This window comes from Rhizobium sp. CAU 1783, from assembly GCF_054551725.1.
Genome location: NZ_JBTOLM010000002.1, coordinates 602,530 through 620,684 on the forward strand (window position 1 = coordinate 602,530; position 18,155 = coordinate 620,684).

The following is an 18,155-nucleotide window of genomic DNA, read 5'->3' on the forward strand; positions in this document are numbered from 1 at the left end:
GGTTGAGGGGGCCTACCCCATCAAATGTTTTAGAATTTCATCTTCGCTGCTGATGTTGTCCTTCACCCGAACCGTGTAGTGGTCGCCGGCGCGGCCGAATTCGCAGCGATACATGTCCTTCCCGTTGGCGCTGACATTGACCATCACATCGCCCTTGTCGCGAAAGGCGATGACGTCGCCGGCGGCGAGGCGCGAGATGGTGTTGAGCGTCAAGGTCTGAAGACGGATCTTCGCCTCGAGGGTGATCTGCGAGCGGCGAACCTGCTCGGCGATCTGCTCGGCCCATTCCTTCTTGTTCCGCGACATCTGGCTCTTCGACTTCGGCACGGTGACCGTGGTCTTCAGAAGCGCCTTCTGCGGCACGACCAGGTAGAATTCGGAAGCCACGTTGCCGAGCTCGATCTTGAGCTTGATCGTCGCGGCGAATTCGTCGACGTGATCCGGTTCGGGCTTCGGCCTGTCTTCGGCGTTGTGCGGACGTTCGATCAGCGGCTCGAAGCCGCCGGCGGCGTTTACGCCGGAACGCAGTACGTTGCCGATCTTGTCGAAGATCATCGCCGCCAGGTCGAGTTCGATGCGTGAGAGCGGCCGATGAATCGGCTCCTCGATCGTCTCGGGAAGGGCGCCGAGCAGGTTTTCCATCAGGGTGATGACGAAGCTGTTGCCGCAGGCAAGGGCAAAGCGCGGGCACCAGTTGCGCAGCTGGGTGTCGGCGAGAACGACGTTGTCGCCGAGATCGGCGATCAGGTCGTTCATCAGCCCGGTATCGTGGCCCGCATAGCTCACTTCCATGGTGAGACCGGTTTCGCTGTGAAAGATGTCCGGCAGGAATTCGGTGTAGAGATCGCCGAACTCCGAGCAGAGCTTTTCGAGCGTCGCTCGGTCGCCAAGCGCCCCGGTGAGCCGCGCAAGCAGCGCCGGATCGATCGCCGGGGTTTTCGTTTTGGGTTCCGTCATCGTCATGCCGCCTTGCTGTCGCCACCGCCGCCGGGATTCATCATTTCCTGCTCGACCGCGTCGATCGAAGGCCGCTCATAGGCGGAGATCGTCTTGCGGCCGTATTCGAGAGCCACCTGCGGAACGGAGCCGTTCATGTAGGCAAGCAGCGTCTGCTTCACGATGATGTAGAGTCGATGCTGCTTCGTGCGGACCACCTTGATCTGCGAGATCAGGGGGTTGCAGAGGCAGTAGGACAGGAAGATGCCGAGCATGGTGCCGACGAGTGCGGCACCGATCAGACCGCCGAGCACTTCCGGCGATTCGTTGATCTTGCTCATCGCCTTGATAACCCCGAGAACGGCCGCGACGATACCGATGGCCGGGAAGCTGTCGCCCATCGCGGTAATCGCGTGATACGGCTTCATCTTGTCGTAGAGGATGGTGTTGATTTCCTCGTCCATCAGGGCCTCTATCTCATGGCTGCGGGCGTTGCCGATGATGATGAGGCGCACATAGTCGCAGATGAACGCGGTAAGTTCCTTGTTCTTCAGCACCGTCGGTGCGGCCTGGAAGATCGTGGATTCGTCCGGGTTGTCGATGTGGGCTTCGATCTCGTTGCGCGACTTGGTCCTGAGATCGCGCATCAGCGAATAGAGAACGCCGAGAACGTCGAGATAGGCGCGCTCCTTCGGGACGGCGTGCTTGAAGGCCTCACCCAGCGCCTTGCCGGAGTCCTTAACTACCTTCATCGGGTTGGCCATGATGAAGCCGCCGACGCCGGCACCGCCGATGATCATCAGCTCGAAGGGCTGCACGAGAACGTCGACATGGCCGCCCATGGCCATGAAGCCACCGAGGACACAGCCGACGGTTATGACAAATCCAATAATGATATTCATTTCGTGCCCGCATCTGAACGTTGCTTTTCAGACTAAGCGATACGGGCGCTTCCTTGCGTGAGGCTGAACCCCGAGCCTTCACGGTTTGTGAACCTACAGACAGCTTCGCGCAAGCCTTTTGCCCCAAGAAGAGCGATAACGGACGCATTTTCCGATTGTCCATATCGAAAGGCGCAACGACCGTGACGACGACCTATACGAGCTACAAGCTGATTACGCAGAACATTGACAAATCGATCGAGCGCGTCGCCGAAGCTCCGGACGTTGCGCGCGAGACCGAATACTATCTGGCGAACATCGGCAACGTGAAGTCGGTCGATGATTTCATGGCGGACACCCGTCTTTATAATTACGCGCTGAAGGCGCACGGCCTCGAGGACATGGGCTACGCCAAGGCGCTCATCCGCAAGGTTCTGACCGAAGGCGTCGCGAGCGAGGATGCCTTTGCCAATCAGCTCAGCGACAACCGTTACGCCGATCTTGCGAAGACGTTCAACTTCGCAGCAGAAGGCGAGGCGGCGACGTCGTCCGAGGCAGCCCGCCAGGGCGTCGTCGACCTCTTCATGCGCCAAACGCTCGAACAGGATGCAGGCAACGACAATACCGGCGTCCGGCTGGCGCTCTATTTCGAGCGCAGCGCCTCCAAGATCAGTTCCGCCATGGACATCCTCGCCGACGACGCGCTCGCCGAAGTCGTTCGCACCACGCTCGGACTGCCGGAAGGTTTCGCCGCCTCGGACATCGATGGCCAGGCGGCATACCTGGAAAAGGCCCTCAACATCGAGGACTTCCAGGATCCGGAGAAGACCGGAAAATTCCTCGAGCGCTTCACCGCGATGTGGGAGCTGGACAATCCTTCGGAGACCTACGACCCGCTCGCGGTGTTCGGGGCTTCGTCCGGCCACGGCATTTCCGCGGACCTGCTCATTTCCATCAATTCCCTGAAACTCGGAGGCAGTTGAGTGCAATCCGGACTATACGTATCCCTCTCGTCCCAAATCGCTCTGGAACGTCGCCTGACGACCATCGCCGACAACATGGCCAACCTCAACACGGTTGGCTTTCGCTCCACCGAGGTCAAGTTCGACGAGGTGTTGAGCAAGACGCAGAACGACATCAACGCCAAGATCGCCTTCGTCAACCAGGGTAACGACTACCTGTCGACCAAGACGGGCGAGCTGGCCAACACCGGCAATACGCTCGACTTCGCAATCAAGGGTGACGCATGGTTCGCCCTCGAGACGCCGGAAGGCCAGGTTCTCACCCGCGACGGCCGTTTTACCATCAAGGATACCGGCGAACTCGTCTCGGTTCGCGGTTACCCGGTGCTCGACGCGGGCGGCGCCCCGATCCAGCTCAACCGTGGCGGCGGCACGCCGGTCGTCGGCGCCGACGGCAAGATCCTCCAGGACGATCGCCAAGTCGCATCTCTGGGCCTTTTCACGGCCGATATCAGCAAGGGTTTCATCCGCCACGACAATAGCGGCGTGACCACCGTCGACGAACCGCAACCCGTCGTCGACAATCCGGAAGTCTCCGTCCTGCAGGGCTATCTGGAGAACTCCAATGTCAACGGCATAGGCGAGATGACGCAACTCATCCAGGTGAACCGCGCCTTCGAGAGCATCAGCTCTTTGATGCGCGACAGCGAAAGCTCGTTGAGCGAGGCCATCAAGGTACTCGGCGGCTCGAACTGACCTTGAGGCTTTGAAAAATGGCGGAAGAGATGTCGCAGATGCCTGTGCTATCCCCGAAACTGGCCCAGATGGCAGGCCTTGCCGCCCGCTATGCCAGTCCGGAATTCTCCGTGACCCATGGCGGTCACGTACGCACCATCGCGGCCGGCCACTACACTGTGACGGGCCTTTCCCGTCACGTTCGGCTCGGCGAGTTCGTCGCCCATCGCAGCCGCACCGGCATCCATCTCGGCGAGGTTGTCCGCGTCGAGCCGGACCTTGCCTATGTCTGCCCTATCGAACCGGGTGAGCCGATCGGCATCCATGACGTGGTCATCCGCAAGGGTGCCTTCCGGGTGGCGCCGGATGACAGTTGGTGCGGGCGCACCATCAATGCTCTGGGTGATCCCATCGATGGTCTCGGTCCGCTCGCTCCAGGCGACATGCGCCGTGCCATTGCCAACAGCGCCCCGTCGTCGATGACGCGCCGGCGAGTCGAGCAGGGTTTTCGTACGGGCGTTCGCGCGATCGACATCTTCTCGCCGCTCTGCCTCGGCCAGCGTCTCGGCATTTTCGCCGGTTCGGGTGTCGGCAAGTCGACGCTCCTGTCGATGCTTGCGCGGGCCGATGCCTTCGACAAGGTCGTGATCGCGCTGGTCGGCGAACGTGGCCGCGAAGTGCGTGAATTCATCGAGGATACGCTCGGTTCGAACATGGCCAAGTCGGTTGCCGTCGTCGCCACCAGCGACGAGAGCCCAATGCTGCGCAAGATGGCGCCGCTGACCGCGATGACGATCGCCGAGCACTTCCGCGATCGCGGGGAAAACGTGTTGTTCATCGCTGACAGCGTGACGCGATTTGCCCACGCAATTCGCGAGGTCGCGACCGCTGCCGGCGAGGCACCGATTGCCCGCGGTTATCCTGCTTCCGTCTTCACCGAACTGCCGCGGCTGCTGGAGCGCGCAGGCCCGGGGGAGGAGGGAGCGGGGACGATTACCGCGATCATCTCGATCCTGGTCGACGGTGACAACCACAATGATCCGATCGCCGACTCCGTGCGCGGTATTCTCGACGGCCATATCGTGCTCGAGCGCAGTCTCGCCGACGAAGGGCGCTATCCGCCGATCAATCCTCTCACCTCGATTTCGCGACTGGCGCGCAAGGCCTGGAACGGCGAGCAGGAAAAGCTCGTCTCCCGCCTCAAGACGCTGATCCATCGTTTCGAGGAAACCCGCGATCTCCGTCTCATCGGCGGTTATCGCGCTGGTAGCGATCCCGATCTCGACATGGCGATCCGGCAGGTGCCGGTGATCTATGACGTACTGAAACAGACGCCGAGCGACAAGCCGGCGGCAGATGCCTATGCCGATCTCGCCAATGCCTTGAAGGCCGCCCTCGGCGGTAATGCGGCGGCGGCAGGAAGAACGAGGTGAATATCGTGACCGAAATCGAAGCCGACGAACCCGTAGCACCGCTGAGGCCTGTACCGCAAGAACGTGGCCGGACTTCGCTGACGGACCGCATTCTGGGCGCCACTGGCGTGGCGCTCGCTTGCGCGGCCGCCTTCTTCCCCTGGTACGTTTTCTTCAACGAGGAGAAGTTCGGCGTCCGCGTCGCTAACTGGGAACGCACGCGCGACCTCCCGGAGGGCCCGGGCCGCAATGTCTTCAGCGTCTCGCCGCTTGCCCTCGTCGACAAGGACGACAACGGCACGCCGGGCGAAACCGGCGCTCAGGTCGACCCGCTGGTCACCGCGACCGTGTCGAAACTCGGCGAGGAAAAGCTGAAAGGCCCCGAGAACCCGGAAGCGCAACCGTTTCCTGGCCGTAGTGGCTTCCGGCTGCTGCATGTTGCCAACGGTCGGGCGCTGATCGAGGACACATCGGGCATGTATATGGTGCGTGTCGGCTCGATCCTGCCGGACAACAGTCGCGTCGCGACGCTTGAACAGCGTGATGGCAAGTGGGTGATCGTGACCTCGACCGGTGAGGTTTACGAGAACAATTGATGGGAGGGCCCCTTGGGGCCTTCATGTCTGCGGCCTATCCCGCTCGGCTTCCGCCGCATCCAGGGCGGCAATGACATCGGCATCGGTGAGTTGCGGAAAATGCCGGTAGCTGAAGCCGATCGCCCCCAACCTGTGCATCGGCTCGAGGCGGACGATTTCGTCCACGTCGTCCCGCAGTAGCGTGAGCGCGTCGTCCGACGCGACGGGCACTGCAAGCACGATCTTCCTCGGTTTTCGAGCCTTGAGGCCTTTGGTCGCCGCACGGACGGTTGCGCCTGTGGCAATGCCGTCGTCGACGACGATTGCCAGGCGTCCGGCGACCGGCACGGGTTTGCGGCCGCCGAGATAGAGTGTGTGGCGACGATGGATTTCCGCCAGCTCGCGCTCGGCGACCGCGTCGAATGTGGCATCATCCACCCCCGAAAATCCGATTACGCTCTCGTTCCTGACGGTTATCGGCCGGTCTCCGTCGACGATTGCCCCCATCGCGAGTTCGGGTTGCTCCGGTAGGCCGATCTTTCTCACCAGCAGCAGGGTCAACGGCGCGGCAAGCCGGCGGGCGACTGGCAGGGCGACGTCCACCCCGCCGCGTGGCAGCGCGATGACCACCGCGTCTTCGTTCCGGAAGCGCTCGAGTGCGTCCGCAAGCCGTTCCCCGGCTTCGATCCTGTCCTTGAACGACATTGTCCACGCGCCTCCTTCGCAAGCTTTCGACGGTCGAATGCCAGGCTTCTTCTTCCGTAAGTCCCACGCAAGTTTACCGCCCTAGGTTCAGGACAGAAAATGGCGGAGTAAAGTCTATGAACCCCATCCAGTTATTCAGCGTGGCATCCAGGCAGGCCGAATGGCTCGCCGTGCGCCAGGAGGTCGTGGCGGGCAACATTGCCAATGCCAACACCCCGAAATATCTGGCCAAGGATATTACGCCCTTCAGCGCGGTCCTGGATACCACGACCATGACGCAGATGGCGCGGACCCAGCCCGGCCATATGGCCGCGAGCGACCTGACCGACGAAAACATCGCCGTCGAAGAGGCCGAACTGAACAACGAAATCGGCATGCAGGAATCCGGCAACTCCGTTTCGATCGCCGAGGAACTGACCAAGACCGGCGAAATCAAGCGTCAGAGCGAACTCAATACGTCGCTCGTCGCTTCCTTCCATCGCATGATGCTTATGACGGTGAAGAGATAAAAATGACTGATCCCTTGTCATCCGCCCTGAAGATTGCCGGCAGCGGCCTGGAAGTCCAGTCCACCCGCCTGCGCGTCGTTTCGGAAAACATCGCCAACGCCCGTTCGACCGGCGACACGCCCGGTGCCGATCCCTATCGCCGCAAGACGGTGACCTTCGGTACCGAGCTGGACCGCGCAAGCGGCGTCGATCTGGTCAAGGTCAAGACGCTCGGCGTCGATGATTCCGACTTCATCGAGGAATACGAACCTGGTCATCCGGCAGCCGACGCGAACGGCGTCGTCAAGATGCCGAACGTCAACATGCTCATCGAGATGGGCGACATGCGGGAAGCAAACCGCACCTACGAAGCCAATCTCCAGACCGTCAAACAGACACGCGACCTGATTTCGCAGACCATCGCCCTTCTGAAGGCCTCACAATGATCGATCAAATCAACACCGTAAGTTCGCTGGCCAAGGCCGCAGGGCTCGGCACCGTAACCACGGATGCCGTCAGTTCCTCTTCGTCCGCCGTTGGCACGACCCCCGGCACGCAGACCGGCGTGAGTTTCGCCAGCGTTCTGGGAGAGATGGCGACCGGCGCCGTCAACAATCTGAAGCAGGCGGAGGCCACGTCCTTTGACGGGATTTCCGGCAAGGCCAACCCTCGCGAGGTCGTCGATGCGGTCCTCGCAGCAGAACAGTCGCTGCAAACGGCGATCGCGCTCCGGGACAAGATTGTCTCGGCCTATCTCGAAATAACGAAGATGCAGATCTAGCGGATTTGAGGACGAACATATGAGAGCGCTCGCCATCGCAGCTACCGGCATGGATGCACAGCAGACCAATCTCGAGGTCATTGCGAACAACATCGCCAACATCAACACGACCGGCTACAAGCGCGCCCGCGCCGAATTCGCCGATCTGCTCTACCAGACCGAGCGGGCCCAGGGCGTGCCGAACCGCGCCAACCAGGCGATTGTGCCGGAAGGGGCCAATATCGGTCTTGGTGTTCAGACGGCTGCTGTCCGTAACATTCACACCCAGGGCGAGCTCGCACAGACGTCGAACGAACTCGACATGGCCCTCGTCGGTCGTGGTTGGTTCCAGATCGAATCGCCGGATGGCACGACGCTTTACAGCCGCTCCGGTGCCTTCAACACCAATGCCGACGGCCAGCTAGTGACGATCGATGGCTATGCTGTCGTCCCGGGCATCACCATTCCGCAGGACGCCAGCGAAGTCGTCGTATCCCGTACCGGTCAAGTTTCGGCCCGCATCGGCAACAGCTCCGACTATACCGAACTCGGTCAGCTGACGATCGCGAACTTCGTCAACGAGGCCGGCCTGAAGCCGCTCGGCGACAACCTGTTCGCCGAAACCGCGGCATCGGGCGAAGCCATCGTGGCGGCGCCGGAAGATCCGGGCTTCGGCTACATCAAGCAGGGTTACCTCGAGTCGTCGAACGTCGATTCCGTCAAGGAAATCACGGACATGATCTCGGCCCAGCGCGCTTACGAAATGAACTCCAAGGTCATCCAGACCGCTGATGAAATGGCTCAGATCGTCAGCAAGAACCTGAAGTAAGAACGGAGGCGGGCAAACATGACGTTTCGCCAGATGATCAGATACTTGGCACGCGTGGCGGCCCCCTTGGCCGTTGCTGCGTCGGTGCTTACGACGACCGGCGCCGCGCTTGCGCAGGGCTTTGCGGTCGTGCCGACACAGACCATCTATCCTGGCGAAACCGTGTCCGCATCCCAACTGGAAGAGGTAAAGGTCACCAATCCGAACCTGGCCGGAGGTTATGCGCAGTCGATCTCCGAGGTCGAGGGCATGGTTTCCAAGCGGACGCTGCTGCCGGGCCGGACCATCCCGGTCGCCAGCCTGCGCCCGCCCTACGCAATCAATCGCGGTGCCAACATCAGGCTGACCTTCACCATCGGAAACATGACCATCTCCGCATCGGGCACGCCGCTCACGGATGCCTCGATCGGCGAGGTCATCAAGGTTCGCAATCTCGATTCGGGCGTAATCGTCACCGGCACCGTGCTGGCGGACGGAACAGTACAGGTGATGGCGAAATGAAGACTTTCCGTTGGTCCCGGATAGCGCTCGTCGCGTTCGCGGCGTTCCTCTGGCCCGTTCTCGGCGCCGAGGCCGCAGGCTCGCGTATCAAGGATATCGCCTCGCTGCAGTCCGGCCGTGACAACCAGCTGATCGGCTATGGCCTGATCGTTGGTCTCCAGGGGACCGGCGACAGTCTGCGCTCCTCGCCGTTCACCGAGCAGTCGATGCGTGCGATGCTGCAGAACCTCGGCATCTCGACACAGGGTGGCCAGTCCAATGCCAAGAACGTGGCGGCCGTCATGGTCACGGCCAACCTACCTCCGTTCTCCAGCCCCGGCAGCCGCATCGACGCGACGGTCAGCTCGCTTGGCGACGCGACGTCGCTGCGCGGCGGCACCCTCGTCATGACTTCGCTGACCGGTGCCGATGGCCAGATTTACGCGGTCGCTCAAGGATCCGTCATCGTTTCCGGCTTCAATGCCCAGGGCCAGGCAGCAAGCGTTCAGGAGGGCATCACGACTTCTGGCCGCGTGCCCAATGGTGCCATCATCGAGCGCGAGCTGCCGTCGAAGTTCAAGGATTCGGTCAATCTCGTCCTGCAGCTTCGTAACCCCGACTTCACCACCGCCATCCGCATCGCCGATACTGTAAACGCTTATGCCAAGGCGACCTATGGCGGGCCGATCGCCGAGTCGCGCGACAGCCAGGAAGTCGTGGTCCAGAAGCCGCGAACGGCTGATCTTGCGCGTCTGATGGCCGATATCGAGAACCTGCAGGTCGAGACCGATTCTCCGGCCAAGGTCGTCATCAACGAACGCACAGGCACGATCGTCATCGGCGCGGACGTGCGGGTTTCCAAGGTCGCCGTCAGCTACGGAACACTGACCGTCCAGGTCACCGAGACGCCGCAGGTCATCCAGCCCGAACCCTTCTCGCGCGGCCAGACCGCGATCCAGGACCAGACCGACATCATGGCCGCGAAGACCGGAGACAAGATCGCCATCGTCGAAGGTCCGGATCTTCGGACCCTCGTCGCCGGCCTCAACAACATCGGCGTCAAACCAGACGGCATCATCGCGATACTCCAGGGTATCAAATCGGCCGGCGCCCTGCAGGCGGAGCTCGTACTGCAATGACCACCACAAGACCTTCGCTCATGATCAAGTCGTTCGCCCGCAATGTCCTTCTCGTTGGTGCGCTCGCCGCCCTGCCGTTGGCGTCGGGAAGTGCACAGGAACAGGCCGCTCCAGGCAAGGCGACGCAGGACGAGATCCAGCAGTTCTGCAGCAGCATTGCCGACTCGGCGCGCGACCAGCGCTACCTCCTGCAGAAGCAGGAACTCGAAAAACTGCAGGCCGACGTCGACGCGCGTATCGCCGTGCTCGAAAAGCGGCGCGAGGAATACGAAGACTGGCTGTCCCGCCGCAACGCCTTCATGAAGCAGGCGGAAGGCAACCTCGTCGAGATCTACAAGAAGATGAAGCCCGACGCGGCCGCCCCCCAGCTGCAGGAGATCGACACGATCCTCGCCGCGGCAATCATCATGAAGCTCCCGGCCCGCCAGTCGAGCCTCATCCTCAGCGAAATGAAGGCCGACAAGGCCGCCATGGTCGCGGCCATCATGTCGAGTGCCGGCGATCCGACCACTTCGAAGGACCCGTCATGATTAAGCGTTTCCCGGCAATTCTGGCCGTTCTGTTTCTGGCCGGTTGCCAGAGCCAGACCCTGAAGGAAATCGGCAACGCGCCGTCCATGTCGCCGATCGGCAGCGGTCTGCGTTACAGCCAGACCCCGCAGATGGCGCTTTATCCGAAGCAGCCGCGTGCGGTGGCGAGCGGCTATTCTCTCTGGAGCGACAACCAATCAGCACTGTTCAAGGACGCGCGCGCCTTGAACGTCGGCGATATCCTGACGGTCAACATCCAGATCAACGACAAGGCGTCCTTCAACAACGAGACGGACCGCAGTCGTAACAATTCGAGCGGGATTTCCTGGTCGACTGCGGCGAACCTCTTCGGCACCGAAGTCCCGGCAACGACTGGTGACCTGAGCTCCGGTTCGGACACCAGCACAAAGGGTAAGGGCTCCACCGAGCGCTCGGAAAAGCTCACCCTGCTCGTCGCGGCCGTGGTCACGGGCATCCTGGAGAACGGAAACCTGTTGATCAGCGGCTCCCAGGAAGTCAGGGTCAACCACGAGATCCGGATCCTGAACGTTGCCGGTATTGTCCGTCCGCAGGACGTCGATGCCGAAAACACCATCTCCTACGAGCGCATCGCCGAAGCCCGTATCTCCTACGGCGGACGCGGTCGCCTGACGGAAGTCCAGCAGCCGCCGGTCGGTCAGCAGGTCGTCGATCTTTTCTCGCCGCTCTGACGCGCGCAACAAGGCAAGCTGGAAGGGACGGCAAGGCACATGGAACAGGCCGAAGCGACGGAACCGAAAAAGAAGTCCGGCACGGTGATGCTGATTGCCGCGATCGCCGTGCTGACGCTCGTCGGCGGGGGAGGGGGCTGGGTGATCGGCTCCATGCTCGCGCCGAAGATCAAGGCCGTCGAGGATGCCAACAAGGCGGCAGAGGCGGAAGCCGCCAAGGCGGCCGGCGCGCATGGCGAGGGCAAGGCCGAGGAGGGGCTTCCTCACATCGCCACCGAGGCGAACGGCATCGTCCAACTCGAGCCGATCACCACCAATCTCGCCTATCCCTCAGAAAACTGGATCCGGCTCGAGGTCGCGCTGCTCTTCAACGGCGCCCCGGACGTCAAGATCGCCGAGGACGTTCACCAGGATATCCTTGCCTACCTGCGCACCGTTTCCCTCCAGCAGATCGAGGGCCCGCGCGGCTTCCAGTATTTGAAGGATGACATCCAGGAGCGTGTTGACCTTCGATCCGAAGGACGCGTATCGAAGGTGATGTTCAGGACTTTTGTGATCGAATGATTCGGTTCCTCCTTCTTCTTGCCGTCATGACGATGGCGCCAGGGCTTGCTGCCGCGCAGCAACTGCCCACGGATCTTCTCAATGCGCCGATCGACGGTTCGGTCGCTGCATGGATCATCCGTACCTTCGGTCTTCTGACGGTCCTCTCGGTTGCCCCCGGCATCCTCATCATGGTGACGAGCTTCCCGCGCTTCGTCATCGCCTTCTCGATCCTGCGCTCTGGCATGGGTCTCGCCTCCACCCCGTCCAACATGATCCTGACCAGCATGGCGCTGTTCATGACGTTCTACGTCATGGCGCCGACCATGGACCGGGCATGGACGGATGGCGTGCAGCCTCTGCTCGAGAACCGCATGAGCGAGGCGGACTCCGTGAAGGCGATCGCCGAACCGTTCCGCACCTTCATGGCTGCAAACACGCGCGACAAGGATCTGAAGCTCTTCGTCGACATCGCCAACGAACGTGGTCAGGCGACGATTTCCGATGACAAGATCGACTATCGCGTGCTCGTTCCCGCCTTCATGCTGTCGGAGATCCGCCGCGGTTTCGAAATCGGCTTCCTGATCATCCTGCCCTTCCTGGTCATCGACATGATCGTCGCGACGATTACCATGGCCATGGGTATGATGATGCTGCCGCCGACCTCGATCTCGCTGCCCTTCAAGATCCTCTTCTTCGTCCTGATCGACGGCTGGAATCTCCTGGTCGGAAGCCTCGTGCGCTCCTTTTCCTGACGGGTTGGAACACCCTCCGCGAAATCGTTTCTTCCTTGTTTACCATAGATTTGTCCAAGTTTACCGATCCCCGGCCGGTTAAGGTCTTGGCAATAATTGGCTGCGAGTTTGATCCTCGTACAACAGGTCTGGTAGCCCAAGAAAAAGTTACCGAATGGCATGATGCCGAACTGTCGTGACCGGTAGTTTTTTTAGCCCGGTATGTCCCCCTCTGTATCTCGTTTTTAAGGGACAAACTAATGACCAGCATTCTCACCAACAGCAGCGCAATGGCTGCGCTGTCCACCCTCCGCTCTATCGCTTCCGGCATGGAAGACACCCAGGCACGCGTCTCCTCCGGTCTGCGCGTCGGTTCCGCTTCGGACAACGCCGCCTACTGGTCGATCGCCACCACGATGAAGTCCGACAACATGGCTCTCTCGGCCGTTTCGGACGCTCTCGGCCTCGGCGCTGCAAAGGTTGATACCGCCTATTCCGGCATGGACTCGGCCATCGAAGTCGTCAAGGAAATCAAGGCCAAGCTCGTTGCCGCCACCGAAGACGGCGTCGACAAGGCCAAGATCCAGGAAGAAATCACCCAGCTCAAGGATCAGCTGACCTCGATCGCTTCGGCCGCTTCGTTCTCGGGCGAAAACTGGTTGCAGTCCGACCTCACCGTAACCACGACCAAATCCGTTGTTGCTTCCTTCGTTCGCGCCGACGACGGCAGCGTCTCGGTCAAGAAGGTCAACTATGACCTGTCCGCCGCCAACAACAACGTTCTGTTCGACACCTCGGGCAGCAACCTTGGCATTCTCGACAAGACCTACACCGTCTCGCAGAAGAGCGTGACGCTCAGTGTCAATACGGATGGCGTTGCTTCCGAAGTGGAGGTGGCCGCCTACACGGTCGACGAACTGATCGCCCAGAACGCGACCTTTACGACCAACACCGTCGGCAGCTCCACCACCCAGCTGGCAGACGTTGCTGGTACCTTCTATGTCAAGGTTGACGACACCAACTGGGTTGAAGCCATTGACGTCACCGGTACCGGCCAGGAAGCCGTTCACGACGAAGGCGGTACCTACTACGGTGTCGACACAACTGCTGGCCCGGCTGCCGCAATCGCTGTACCGTCGTCCATCAAGGACATCGACATCGTCGGCATGGCCAATGCTGACCTCTCTGCACTGATTTCGGGTGTTGACGCAGCGCTGACCGACATGACCAGCGCCGCTGCGACGCTCGGTTCGATCTCTTCGCGTATCGACATGCAGAACGAGTTCGTGAACTCGCTGTCCGACTCGATCGACAAGGGTGTTGGTCGCCTCGTCGATGCAGACCTGAACGAAGAATCGACCCGCCTGAAGGCACTGCAGACCCAGCAGCAGCTCGCCATCCAGGCCCTGTCGATCGCCAACTCCGACACGCAGAACGTCCTGTCGCTCTTCCGCTAATCGCGCGGAGTCGGCCAACTTTCTGGTCCTGAGAAAAGAAGCCGCACCCGGAAACGGGTGCGGCTTTATCATTGTTTTAAGTCTTCCATGTTACGCGCGCGTACCCGCTAAGGCTGTGTTGCCATTTTTCTCCGGCTCGCGAAAATTCTTGTTTCGTTTAGCGCTTCATTAACCTTACTGCCGTTTACTGGCTCCATAGAAACGGCGAGTTAACCTGAAAAATTAACGGGTTGATAAGCATGACGCTGTGCGCCGTTTCCGGTGAAGCCGGAATGTCCCTTCACAGTAAGCCAATAGGGGCAATACAACTATGACTAGCATTTTGACCAATGTCGCAGCAATGGCTGCTCTGTCCACTCTCCGTTCGATCGCTTCCGGCATGGAAGAAACCCAGGCCCGCGTCTCCTCTGGTCAGCGCGTCGGTTCCGCTTCGGACAACGCCGCCTACTGGTCGATCGCCACCACGATGAAGTCCGACAACATGGCTCTCTCGGCCGTTTCGGACGCTCTCGGCCTCGGCGCTGCAAAGGTTGACACCGCCTATTCCGGCATGGACTCGGCCATCGAAGTCGTCAAGGAAATCAAGGCCAAGCTCGTTGCCGCCACCGAAGACGGCGTCGACAAGGCCAAGATCCAGGAAGAACTCGACCAGCTCAAGGATCAGCTGACCTCGATCGCTTCGGCTGCTTCGTTCTCGGGTGAAAACTGGCTGCAGGCCGACCTCACCGTAACCACGACCAAATCCGTTGTTGCTTCCTTCGTTCGCGCCGACGACGGCAGCGTCTCGGTCAAGAAGGTCAACTATGACCTGTCCGCCGCCAACAACAACGTTCTGTTCGACACCTCGGGCAGCAACCTTGGCATTCTCGACAAGACCTACACCGTCTCGCAGAAGAGCGTGACGCTCAGTGTCAATACGGATGGCGTTGCTTCCGAAGTGGAGGTGGCCGCCTACACGGTCGACGAACTGATCGCCCAGAACGCGACCTTTACGACCAACACCGTCGGCAGCTCCACCACCCAGCTGGCAGACGTTGCTGGTACCTTCTATGTCAAGGTTGACGACACCAACTGGGTTGAAGCCATTGACGTCACCGGTACCGGCCAGGAAGCCGTTCACGACGAAGGCGGTACCTACTACGGTGTCGACACAACTGCTGGCCCGGCTGCCGCAATCGCTGTACCGTCGTCCATCAAGGACATCGACATCGTCGGCATGGCCAATGCTGACCTCGATGCCCTGATTTCGGGTGTTGACGCAGCGCTGACCGACATGACCAGCGCCGCTGCCGACCTTGGTTCGATCGGCATGCGTATCGACATGCAGACCGAGTTCGTCAACTCGCTCTCGGACTCGATCGACAAGGGTGTTGGTCGCCTCGTCGATGCAGACCTGAACGAAGAATCGACCCGCCTGAAGGCCCTGCAGACCCAGCAGCAGCTCGCCATCCAGTCGCTGTCGATCGCCAACTCTTCTTCGGAAGTCATTCTGTCGCTCTTCCGCTAATCCTAGCGTATCGAGCCGAATTCGGGTCGCGCCCTCCGGGGCGCGGCCCTTTTTGTTTTCCGGTAATCTTTTTGTATGCTCGTTTAAGGTTTGTTAACCAACACCGTCTTAACTGCAACCATCGAAACGATGGGTTAACCTAGACGAAGAAACGGTTAACGGCATAAGGCCTCCCCATCGTTCCCGGCTGATCCGGGATGTCCCTCTATCTAGCCAATTTCAGGGGCAATATCATGACCAGCATTTTGACGAACAACGCCGCAATGGCGGCACTGCAGACACTCCGCTCGATCGACGACAGCATGGAACGCACCCAGGCACGGGTATCGTCCGGCCTGCGCGTCGGTACCGCTTCCGACAACGCCGCCTACTGGTCGATCGCGACCACCATGCGTTCCGACAACATGGCGCTCTCCGCCGTCCAGGACGCCCTCGGCCTCGGCGCAGCAAAGGTCGACACCGCCTACTCTGCGATGGAAACCGCAGTTGAAGTGGTCAAGGAAATCAAGGCCAAGATGGTCGCCGCCACCGAAGAAGGCGTTGACCGCTCCAAGATCCAGGAAGAGATCGCCCAGCTGCAGGAACAGCTGCGCACCATCTCCTCCGCCGCCTCGTTCTCCGGTGAGAACTGGCTCCAGGCGGACCTCTCCGGCGGTTCGGTCTACAAGAATGTCGTCGGTTCCTTCGTTCGCGCTGAAGACGGCTCGGTCTCGGTCAAGAAGATTGACTACGAACTCAATGGCGATACCGTGCTCTTCGACACCGTCGGCGACACCGGCATCCTCGACCGCACCTACAACGTTTCCCAGAACGCCGTCACGCTGGATGTCAACACCAATGGTGTCGTCACCTCCCAGACGGTAGCGGCTTACACCATCGACCAGCTGATCGGTTCGGCTGCAACCTTCACCACCAACACCGTTGGCAGCACGACGACCCAGCTTGCCCAGGCAACCGCCGACCTGATCGTCGGAGGCGTCACGGTCATCACCAACGGCAGCTACTTCGTTCAGGCCGACGCAGACACCTGGGTCCTCGCCACGGACGTGACTGGTACCGGCCAGGAAGCCCTGCACGACGAGGCTGGCGTCTACTATGGTGTTGATACGGCAAATCTGCCGGCCACGAACATCCCGGCGCCGAATTCGATCGACACGGTGGACATCACGACCCTCACCAACGACGAACTCGACGTCATGGTCAGCGCAGTCGACCGCGCGCTCGAAACGGTGATCAGCGCGAGCTCCGATCTCGGTTCGATCGCCATGCGCATCGGCATGCAGGAAGAGTTCGTCGCCTCGCTGACCGACTCGATTGACTCCGGTATCGGCCGTCTCGTCGATGCCGACATGAACGAGGAATCGACCCGCCTGAAGGCCCTGCAGACCCAGCAGCAGCTCGCCATCCAGTCGCTGTCGATCGCCAACACCGCTTCCGAAAACATCCTGACGCTCTTCCGTTAGTAACCGGCGCCCTCGGCTAAGGGCGACTTCGTCCCGGGCTGACATGTCGGATGTGTTCGGTGAGACCCGCGCCTCGAAAGGGCGCGGGTTTTCCTTTTTTGGCTTGCGCGAAACTGTACGTGTTTCCGATTTTGCTATCGTTAGCACGTTCTGGACTTGCCAATGAAAGCAACGATTTGTTAACTGCAACCGTTAACGATTTGTTAACGGTGACGGGGACGACGCAGCTTTGCGTCTTGTCAGCATGATGCCCTCCTGTCGCCTCCGGCACGTCTGCCGGATGTGATTTCATTGAGAATTGGGGCATCAGATGACCAGTATTATGACCAATGCTGCGGCGATGGCCGCGCTCCAGACGCTTCGCTCGATCGACACGAATCTGGAGACCACGCAGCGGCGGGTGTCGTCCGGCTACCGCGTCGAGACCGCGGCGGACAACGCGGGTTACTGGTCGATCGCTACCACCATGCGTTCTGACAATGCGGCACTCTCGACTGTTGCCGACGCGCTGGGCCTTGGCGCCGCGACCGTCGACACGGCCTACACGGCGCTCGACAACGTCATCGACGTGATGACGCAGATCAAGGCCAAGCTGGTTGCTGCAAGCGAACCCGGCGTCGACAAGGATAAGATCAACGAGGAAATGAAACAGCTGAAAAACCAGCTGGTTTCCTCGGCGCAATCGGCATCCTTTTCCGGTGAGAACTGGCTTTACAACACCAATGCTGCAGCGCTCGGCACCAAGCAGGTCGTCTCGTCGTTTGTTCGTGGCGCCGATGGTTCCGTCGAGGTCACGACCCTGAACTTCGATACCGCCGAGTCCGTGCTGCTCGACAGCGTTGATGCGGGGCGCGGGTTCCTGACAAAGGATATCGATGCGGATGCCCTGATGTCGACCCCGACAGGCACCGCCCGCAACTACTACCTCCTCGATATTTCCTCGACCACGCCGGCGACCGGCACCGAGATCGAGATCAGCATGGCGACGACTGCCGACGAACTGAGCGACATGATCAGCGTCGTGGAAGAACTTCTCGGACAGCTGACCGACGCCGCATCGACGCTCGGCGCCATCACCAGCCGCATCGAGATGCAGGACAGCTTCGTGTCCAACCTGATGGACGTTATCGACAAGGGTGTCGGTCGCCTGGTCGATGCCGACATGAACGAGGAATCGACCCGCCTGAAGGCCCTGCAGACCCAGCAGCAGCTCGGCATCCAGGCCCTGTCGATCGCCAACACCAATGCGGAAAACATCCTGACCCTGTTCAAGTAAGGCGCGCGTTTGGTTGCCGCCGGCATCCGGCGG

At 60.7% G+C, this 18,155-nt stretch carries 21 protein-coding genes; 18 read left to right on the forward strand and 3 right to left on the reverse strand.

Annotated elements, in window-relative coordinates:
* Positions 1–12: 12 nt before the first annotated feature.
* Both ACX93L_RS09705 and motA read right to left on the reverse strand, forming a co-directional pair.
* A complete protein-coding gene (locus tag ACX93L_RS09705; protein WP_459404659.1) occupies positions 13–963 on the reverse strand; it encodes a FliM/FliN family flagellar motor switch protein in 951 nt (316 codons plus the stop codon).
* Entirely contained in the window at positions 960–1,838 is an 879-nt protein-coding gene (gene motA, locus ACX93L_RS09710; RefSeq protein WP_169590808.1) for a flagellar motor stator protein MotA, read from the reverse strand. The genes ACX93L_RS09705 and motA overlap by 4 nt, the downstream gene beginning before the upstream one ends.
* 182 nt (positions 1,839–2,020) lie before the next feature.
* Here motA and ACX93L_RS09715 point away from each other — a divergent pair, with 182 nt between their 5' ends.
* From ACX93L_RS09715 to ACX93L_RS09730, 4 genes are read left to right on the forward strand one after another with little or no spacing between them, the layout of a single operon-like run.
* Complete coding sequence (locus tag ACX93L_RS09715; RefSeq protein ID WP_459404660.1) at positions 2,021–2,800, forward strand: DUF1217 domain-containing protein; 780 nt, start codon at positions 2,021–2,023, stop codon at positions 2,798–2,800.
* A complete protein-coding gene (flgF, locus tag ACX93L_RS09720) occupies positions 2,801–3,535 on the forward strand; it encodes a flagellar basal-body rod protein FlgF (RefSeq protein WP_169590806.1) in 735 nt (244 codons plus the stop codon).
* 38 nt (positions 3,536–3,573) lie between these two features.
* Positions 3,574–4,947, forward strand: coding sequence for a flagellar protein export ATPase FliI (gene fliI / locus ACX93L_RS09725; RefSeq protein WP_459404661.1), 1,374 nt, complete (start codon positions 3,574–3,576; stop codon positions 4,945–4,947).
* 5 nt (positions 4,948–4,952) lie between these two features.
* Entirely contained in the window at positions 4,953–5,522 is a 570-nt protein-coding gene (locus ACX93L_RS09730) for a flagellar protein (protein WP_459404662.1), read from the forward strand.
* Positions 5,523–5,543: 21 nt separating this feature from the next.
* Here the strand turns inward: ACX93L_RS09730 and ACX93L_RS09735 are convergent, their stop codons facing one another.
* Complete coding sequence (locus tag ACX93L_RS09735; RefSeq protein WP_459404663.1) at positions 5,544–6,206, reverse strand: phosphoribosyltransferase; 663 nt, start codon at positions 6,204–6,206, stop codon at positions 5,544–5,546.
* 116 nt (positions 6,207–6,322) lie between these two features.
* On the opposite strand from ACX93L_RS09735, the gene flgB reads away from it, so the two are divergent.
* From flgB to ACX93L_RS09805, 14 genes are all read left to right on the forward strand, one after another.
* Positions 6,323–6,715, forward strand: coding sequence for a flagellar basal body rod protein FlgB (flgB, locus tag ACX93L_RS09740; RefSeq protein ID WP_459404664.1), 393 nt, complete (start codon positions 6,323–6,325; stop codon positions 6,713–6,715).
* 2 nt (positions 6,716–6,717) lie between these two features.
* Positions 6,718–7,140 (forward strand): flagellar basal body rod protein FlgC, encoded by a 423-nt coding sequence (gene flgC / locus ACX93L_RS09745; protein WP_169590794.1) that lies wholly within the window; start codon positions 6,718–6,720, stop codon positions 7,138–7,140.
* Positions 7,137–7,475 carry a flagellar hook-basal body complex protein FliE gene (locus ACX93L_RS09750; protein WP_459404665.1) on the forward strand — a complete coding sequence of 113 codons (339 nt, stop codon included), beginning with the start codon at positions 7,137–7,139 and terminating at the stop codon, positions 7,473–7,475. Before flgC ends, ACX93L_RS09750 begins: the two co-directional genes overlap by 4 nt.
* Positions 7,476–7,494: 19 nt before the next feature.
* Positions 7,495–8,283 carry a flagellar basal-body rod protein FlgG gene (flgG, locus tag ACX93L_RS09755; protein WP_169590789.1) on the forward strand — a complete coding sequence of 263 codons (789 nt, stop codon included), beginning with the start codon at positions 7,495–7,497 and terminating at the stop codon, positions 8,281–8,283.
* Between the two features lie 18 nt (positions 8,284–8,301).
* Positions 8,302–8,784, forward strand: coding sequence for a flagellar basal body P-ring formation chaperone FlgA (gene flgA, locus ACX93L_RS09760; protein WP_459404666.1), 483 nt, complete (start codon positions 8,302–8,304; stop codon positions 8,782–8,784).
* Positions 8,781–9,902, forward strand: coding sequence for a flagellar basal body P-ring protein FlgI (locus tag ACX93L_RS09765; protein ID WP_459404667.1), 1,122 nt, complete (start codon positions 8,781–8,783; stop codon positions 9,900–9,902). Before flgA ends, ACX93L_RS09765 begins: the two co-directional genes overlap by 4 nt.
* Positions 9,899–10,432, forward strand: a complete 534-nt coding sequence (locus ACX93L_RS09770; RefSeq protein ID WP_459404668.1) for a MotE family protein — start codon at positions 9,899–9,901, stop codon at positions 10,430–10,432. The genes ACX93L_RS09765 and ACX93L_RS09770 overlap by 4 nt, the downstream gene beginning before the upstream one ends.
* Positions 10,429–11,142 (forward strand): flagellar basal body L-ring protein FlgH, encoded by a 714-nt coding sequence (gene flgH, locus ACX93L_RS09775; RefSeq protein ID WP_459404669.1) that lies wholly within the window; start codon positions 10,429–10,431, stop codon positions 11,140–11,142. Before ACX93L_RS09770 ends, flgH begins: the two co-directional genes overlap by 4 nt.
* Positions 11,143–11,181: 39 nt before the next feature.
* Positions 11,182–11,706, forward strand: a complete 525-nt coding sequence (locus ACX93L_RS09780; RefSeq protein WP_169590779.1) for a flagellar basal body-associated FliL family protein — start codon at positions 11,182–11,184, stop codon at positions 11,704–11,706.
* Complete coding sequence (gene fliP / locus ACX93L_RS09785; protein ID WP_169590777.1) at positions 11,703–12,440, forward strand: flagellar type III secretion system pore protein FliP; 738 nt, start codon at positions 11,703–11,705, stop codon at positions 12,438–12,440. Before ACX93L_RS09780 ends, fliP begins: the two co-directional genes overlap by 4 nt.
* A gap of 239 nt (positions 12,441–12,679) precedes the next feature.
* The gene (locus ACX93L_RS09790; RefSeq protein ID WP_459404670.1) at positions 12,680–13,876 is read left to right on the forward strand and encodes a flagellin N-terminal helical domain-containing protein; all 1,197 of its coding nucleotides are present in this window, start codon (positions 12,680–12,682) and stop codon (positions 13,874–13,876) included.
* 310 nt (positions 13,877–14,186) lie between these two features.
* Positions 14,187–15,383: a flagellin N-terminal helical domain-containing protein gene (locus ACX93L_RS09795; RefSeq protein WP_459404671.1), complete on the forward strand. Its 1,197-nt coding sequence runs from the start codon at positions 14,187–14,189 to the stop codon at positions 15,381–15,383.
* A 233-nt stretch (positions 15,384–15,616) separates the two neighbouring features.
* Entirely contained in the window at positions 15,617–16,846 is a 1,230-nt protein-coding gene (locus tag ACX93L_RS09800) for a flagellin N-terminal helical domain-containing protein (RefSeq protein ID WP_459404672.1), read from the forward strand.
* A gap of 310 nt (positions 16,847–17,156) precedes the next feature.
* Positions 17,157–18,122 carry a flagellin N-terminal helical domain-containing protein gene (locus ACX93L_RS09805; protein ID WP_459404673.1) on the forward strand — a complete coding sequence of 322 codons (966 nt, stop codon included), beginning with the start codon at positions 17,157–17,159 and terminating at the stop codon, positions 18,120–18,122.
* Positions 18,123–18,155: the final 33 nt, after the last annotated feature.

Bases quoted from the DNA above. Each gene is read 5' to 3' on its own strand.
- ACX93L_RS09780 (WP_169590779.1), top strand. From the start codon at position 11,182: ATGGAACAGGCCGAAGCGACGGAACCGAAAAAGAAGTCCGGCACGGTG.
- ACX93L_RS09790 (WP_459404670.1), top strand. From the start codon at position 12,680: ATGACCAGCATTCTCACCAACAGCAGCGCAATGGCTGCGCTGTCCACC.
- ACX93L_RS09750 (WP_459404665.1), top strand. From the start codon at position 7,137: ATGATCGATCAAATCAACACCGTAAGTTCGCTGGCCAAGGCCGCAGGG.
- fliP (WP_169590777.1), top strand. From the start codon at position 11,703: ATGATTCGGTTCCTCCTTCTTCTTGCCGTCATGACGATGGCGCCAGGG.
- ACX93L_RS09735 (WP_459404663.1), bottom strand. From the start codon at position 6,206: ATGTCGTTCAAGGACAGGATCGAAGCCGGGGAACGGCTTGCGGACGCA.
- flgH (WP_459404669.1), top strand. From the start codon at position 10,429: ATGATTAAGCGTTTCCCGGCAATTCTGGCCGTTCTGTTTCTGGCCGGT.
- flgB (WP_459404664.1), top strand. From the start codon at position 6,323: ATGAACCCCATCCAGTTATTCAGCGTGGCATCCAGGCAGGCCGAATGG.
- flgC (WP_169590794.1), top strand. From the start codon at position 6,718: ATGACTGATCCCTTGTCATCCGCCCTGAAGATTGCCGGCAGCGGCCTG.
- fliI (WP_459404661.1), top strand. From the start codon at position 3,574: ATGCCTGTGCTATCCCCGAAACTGGCCCAGATGGCAGGCCTTGCCGCC.
- motA (WP_169590808.1), bottom strand. From the start codon at position 1,838: ATGAATATCATTATTGGATTTGTCATAACCGTCGGCTGTGTCCTCGGT.
- ACX93L_RS09795 (WP_459404671.1), top strand. From the start codon at position 14,187: ATGACTAGCATTTTGACCAATGTCGCAGCAATGGCTGCTCTGTCCACT.
- ACX93L_RS09705 (WP_459404659.1), bottom strand. From the start codon at position 963: ATGACGATGACGGAACCCAAAACGAAAACCCCGGCGATCGATCCGGCG.
- ACX93L_RS09805 (WP_459404673.1), top strand. From the start codon at position 17,157: ATGACCAGTATTATGACCAATGCTGCGGCGATGGCCGCGCTCCAGACG.
- ACX93L_RS09765 (WP_459404667.1), top strand. From the start codon at position 8,781: ATGAAGACTTTCCGTTGGTCCCGGATAGCGCTCGTCGCGTTCGCGGCG.
- ACX93L_RS09770 (WP_459404668.1), top strand. From the start codon at position 9,899: ATGACCACCACAAGACCTTCGCTCATGATCAAGTCGTTCGCCCGCAAT.
- ACX93L_RS09800 (WP_459404672.1), top strand. From the start codon at position 15,617: ATGACCAGCATTTTGACGAACAACGCCGCAATGGCGGCACTGCAGACA.
- flgA (WP_459404666.1), top strand. From the start codon at position 8,302: ATGACGTTTCGCCAGATGATCAGATACTTGGCACGCGTGGCGGCCCCC.
- flgG (WP_169590789.1), top strand. From the start codon at position 7,495: ATGAGAGCGCTCGCCATCGCAGCTACCGGCATGGATGCACAGCAGACC.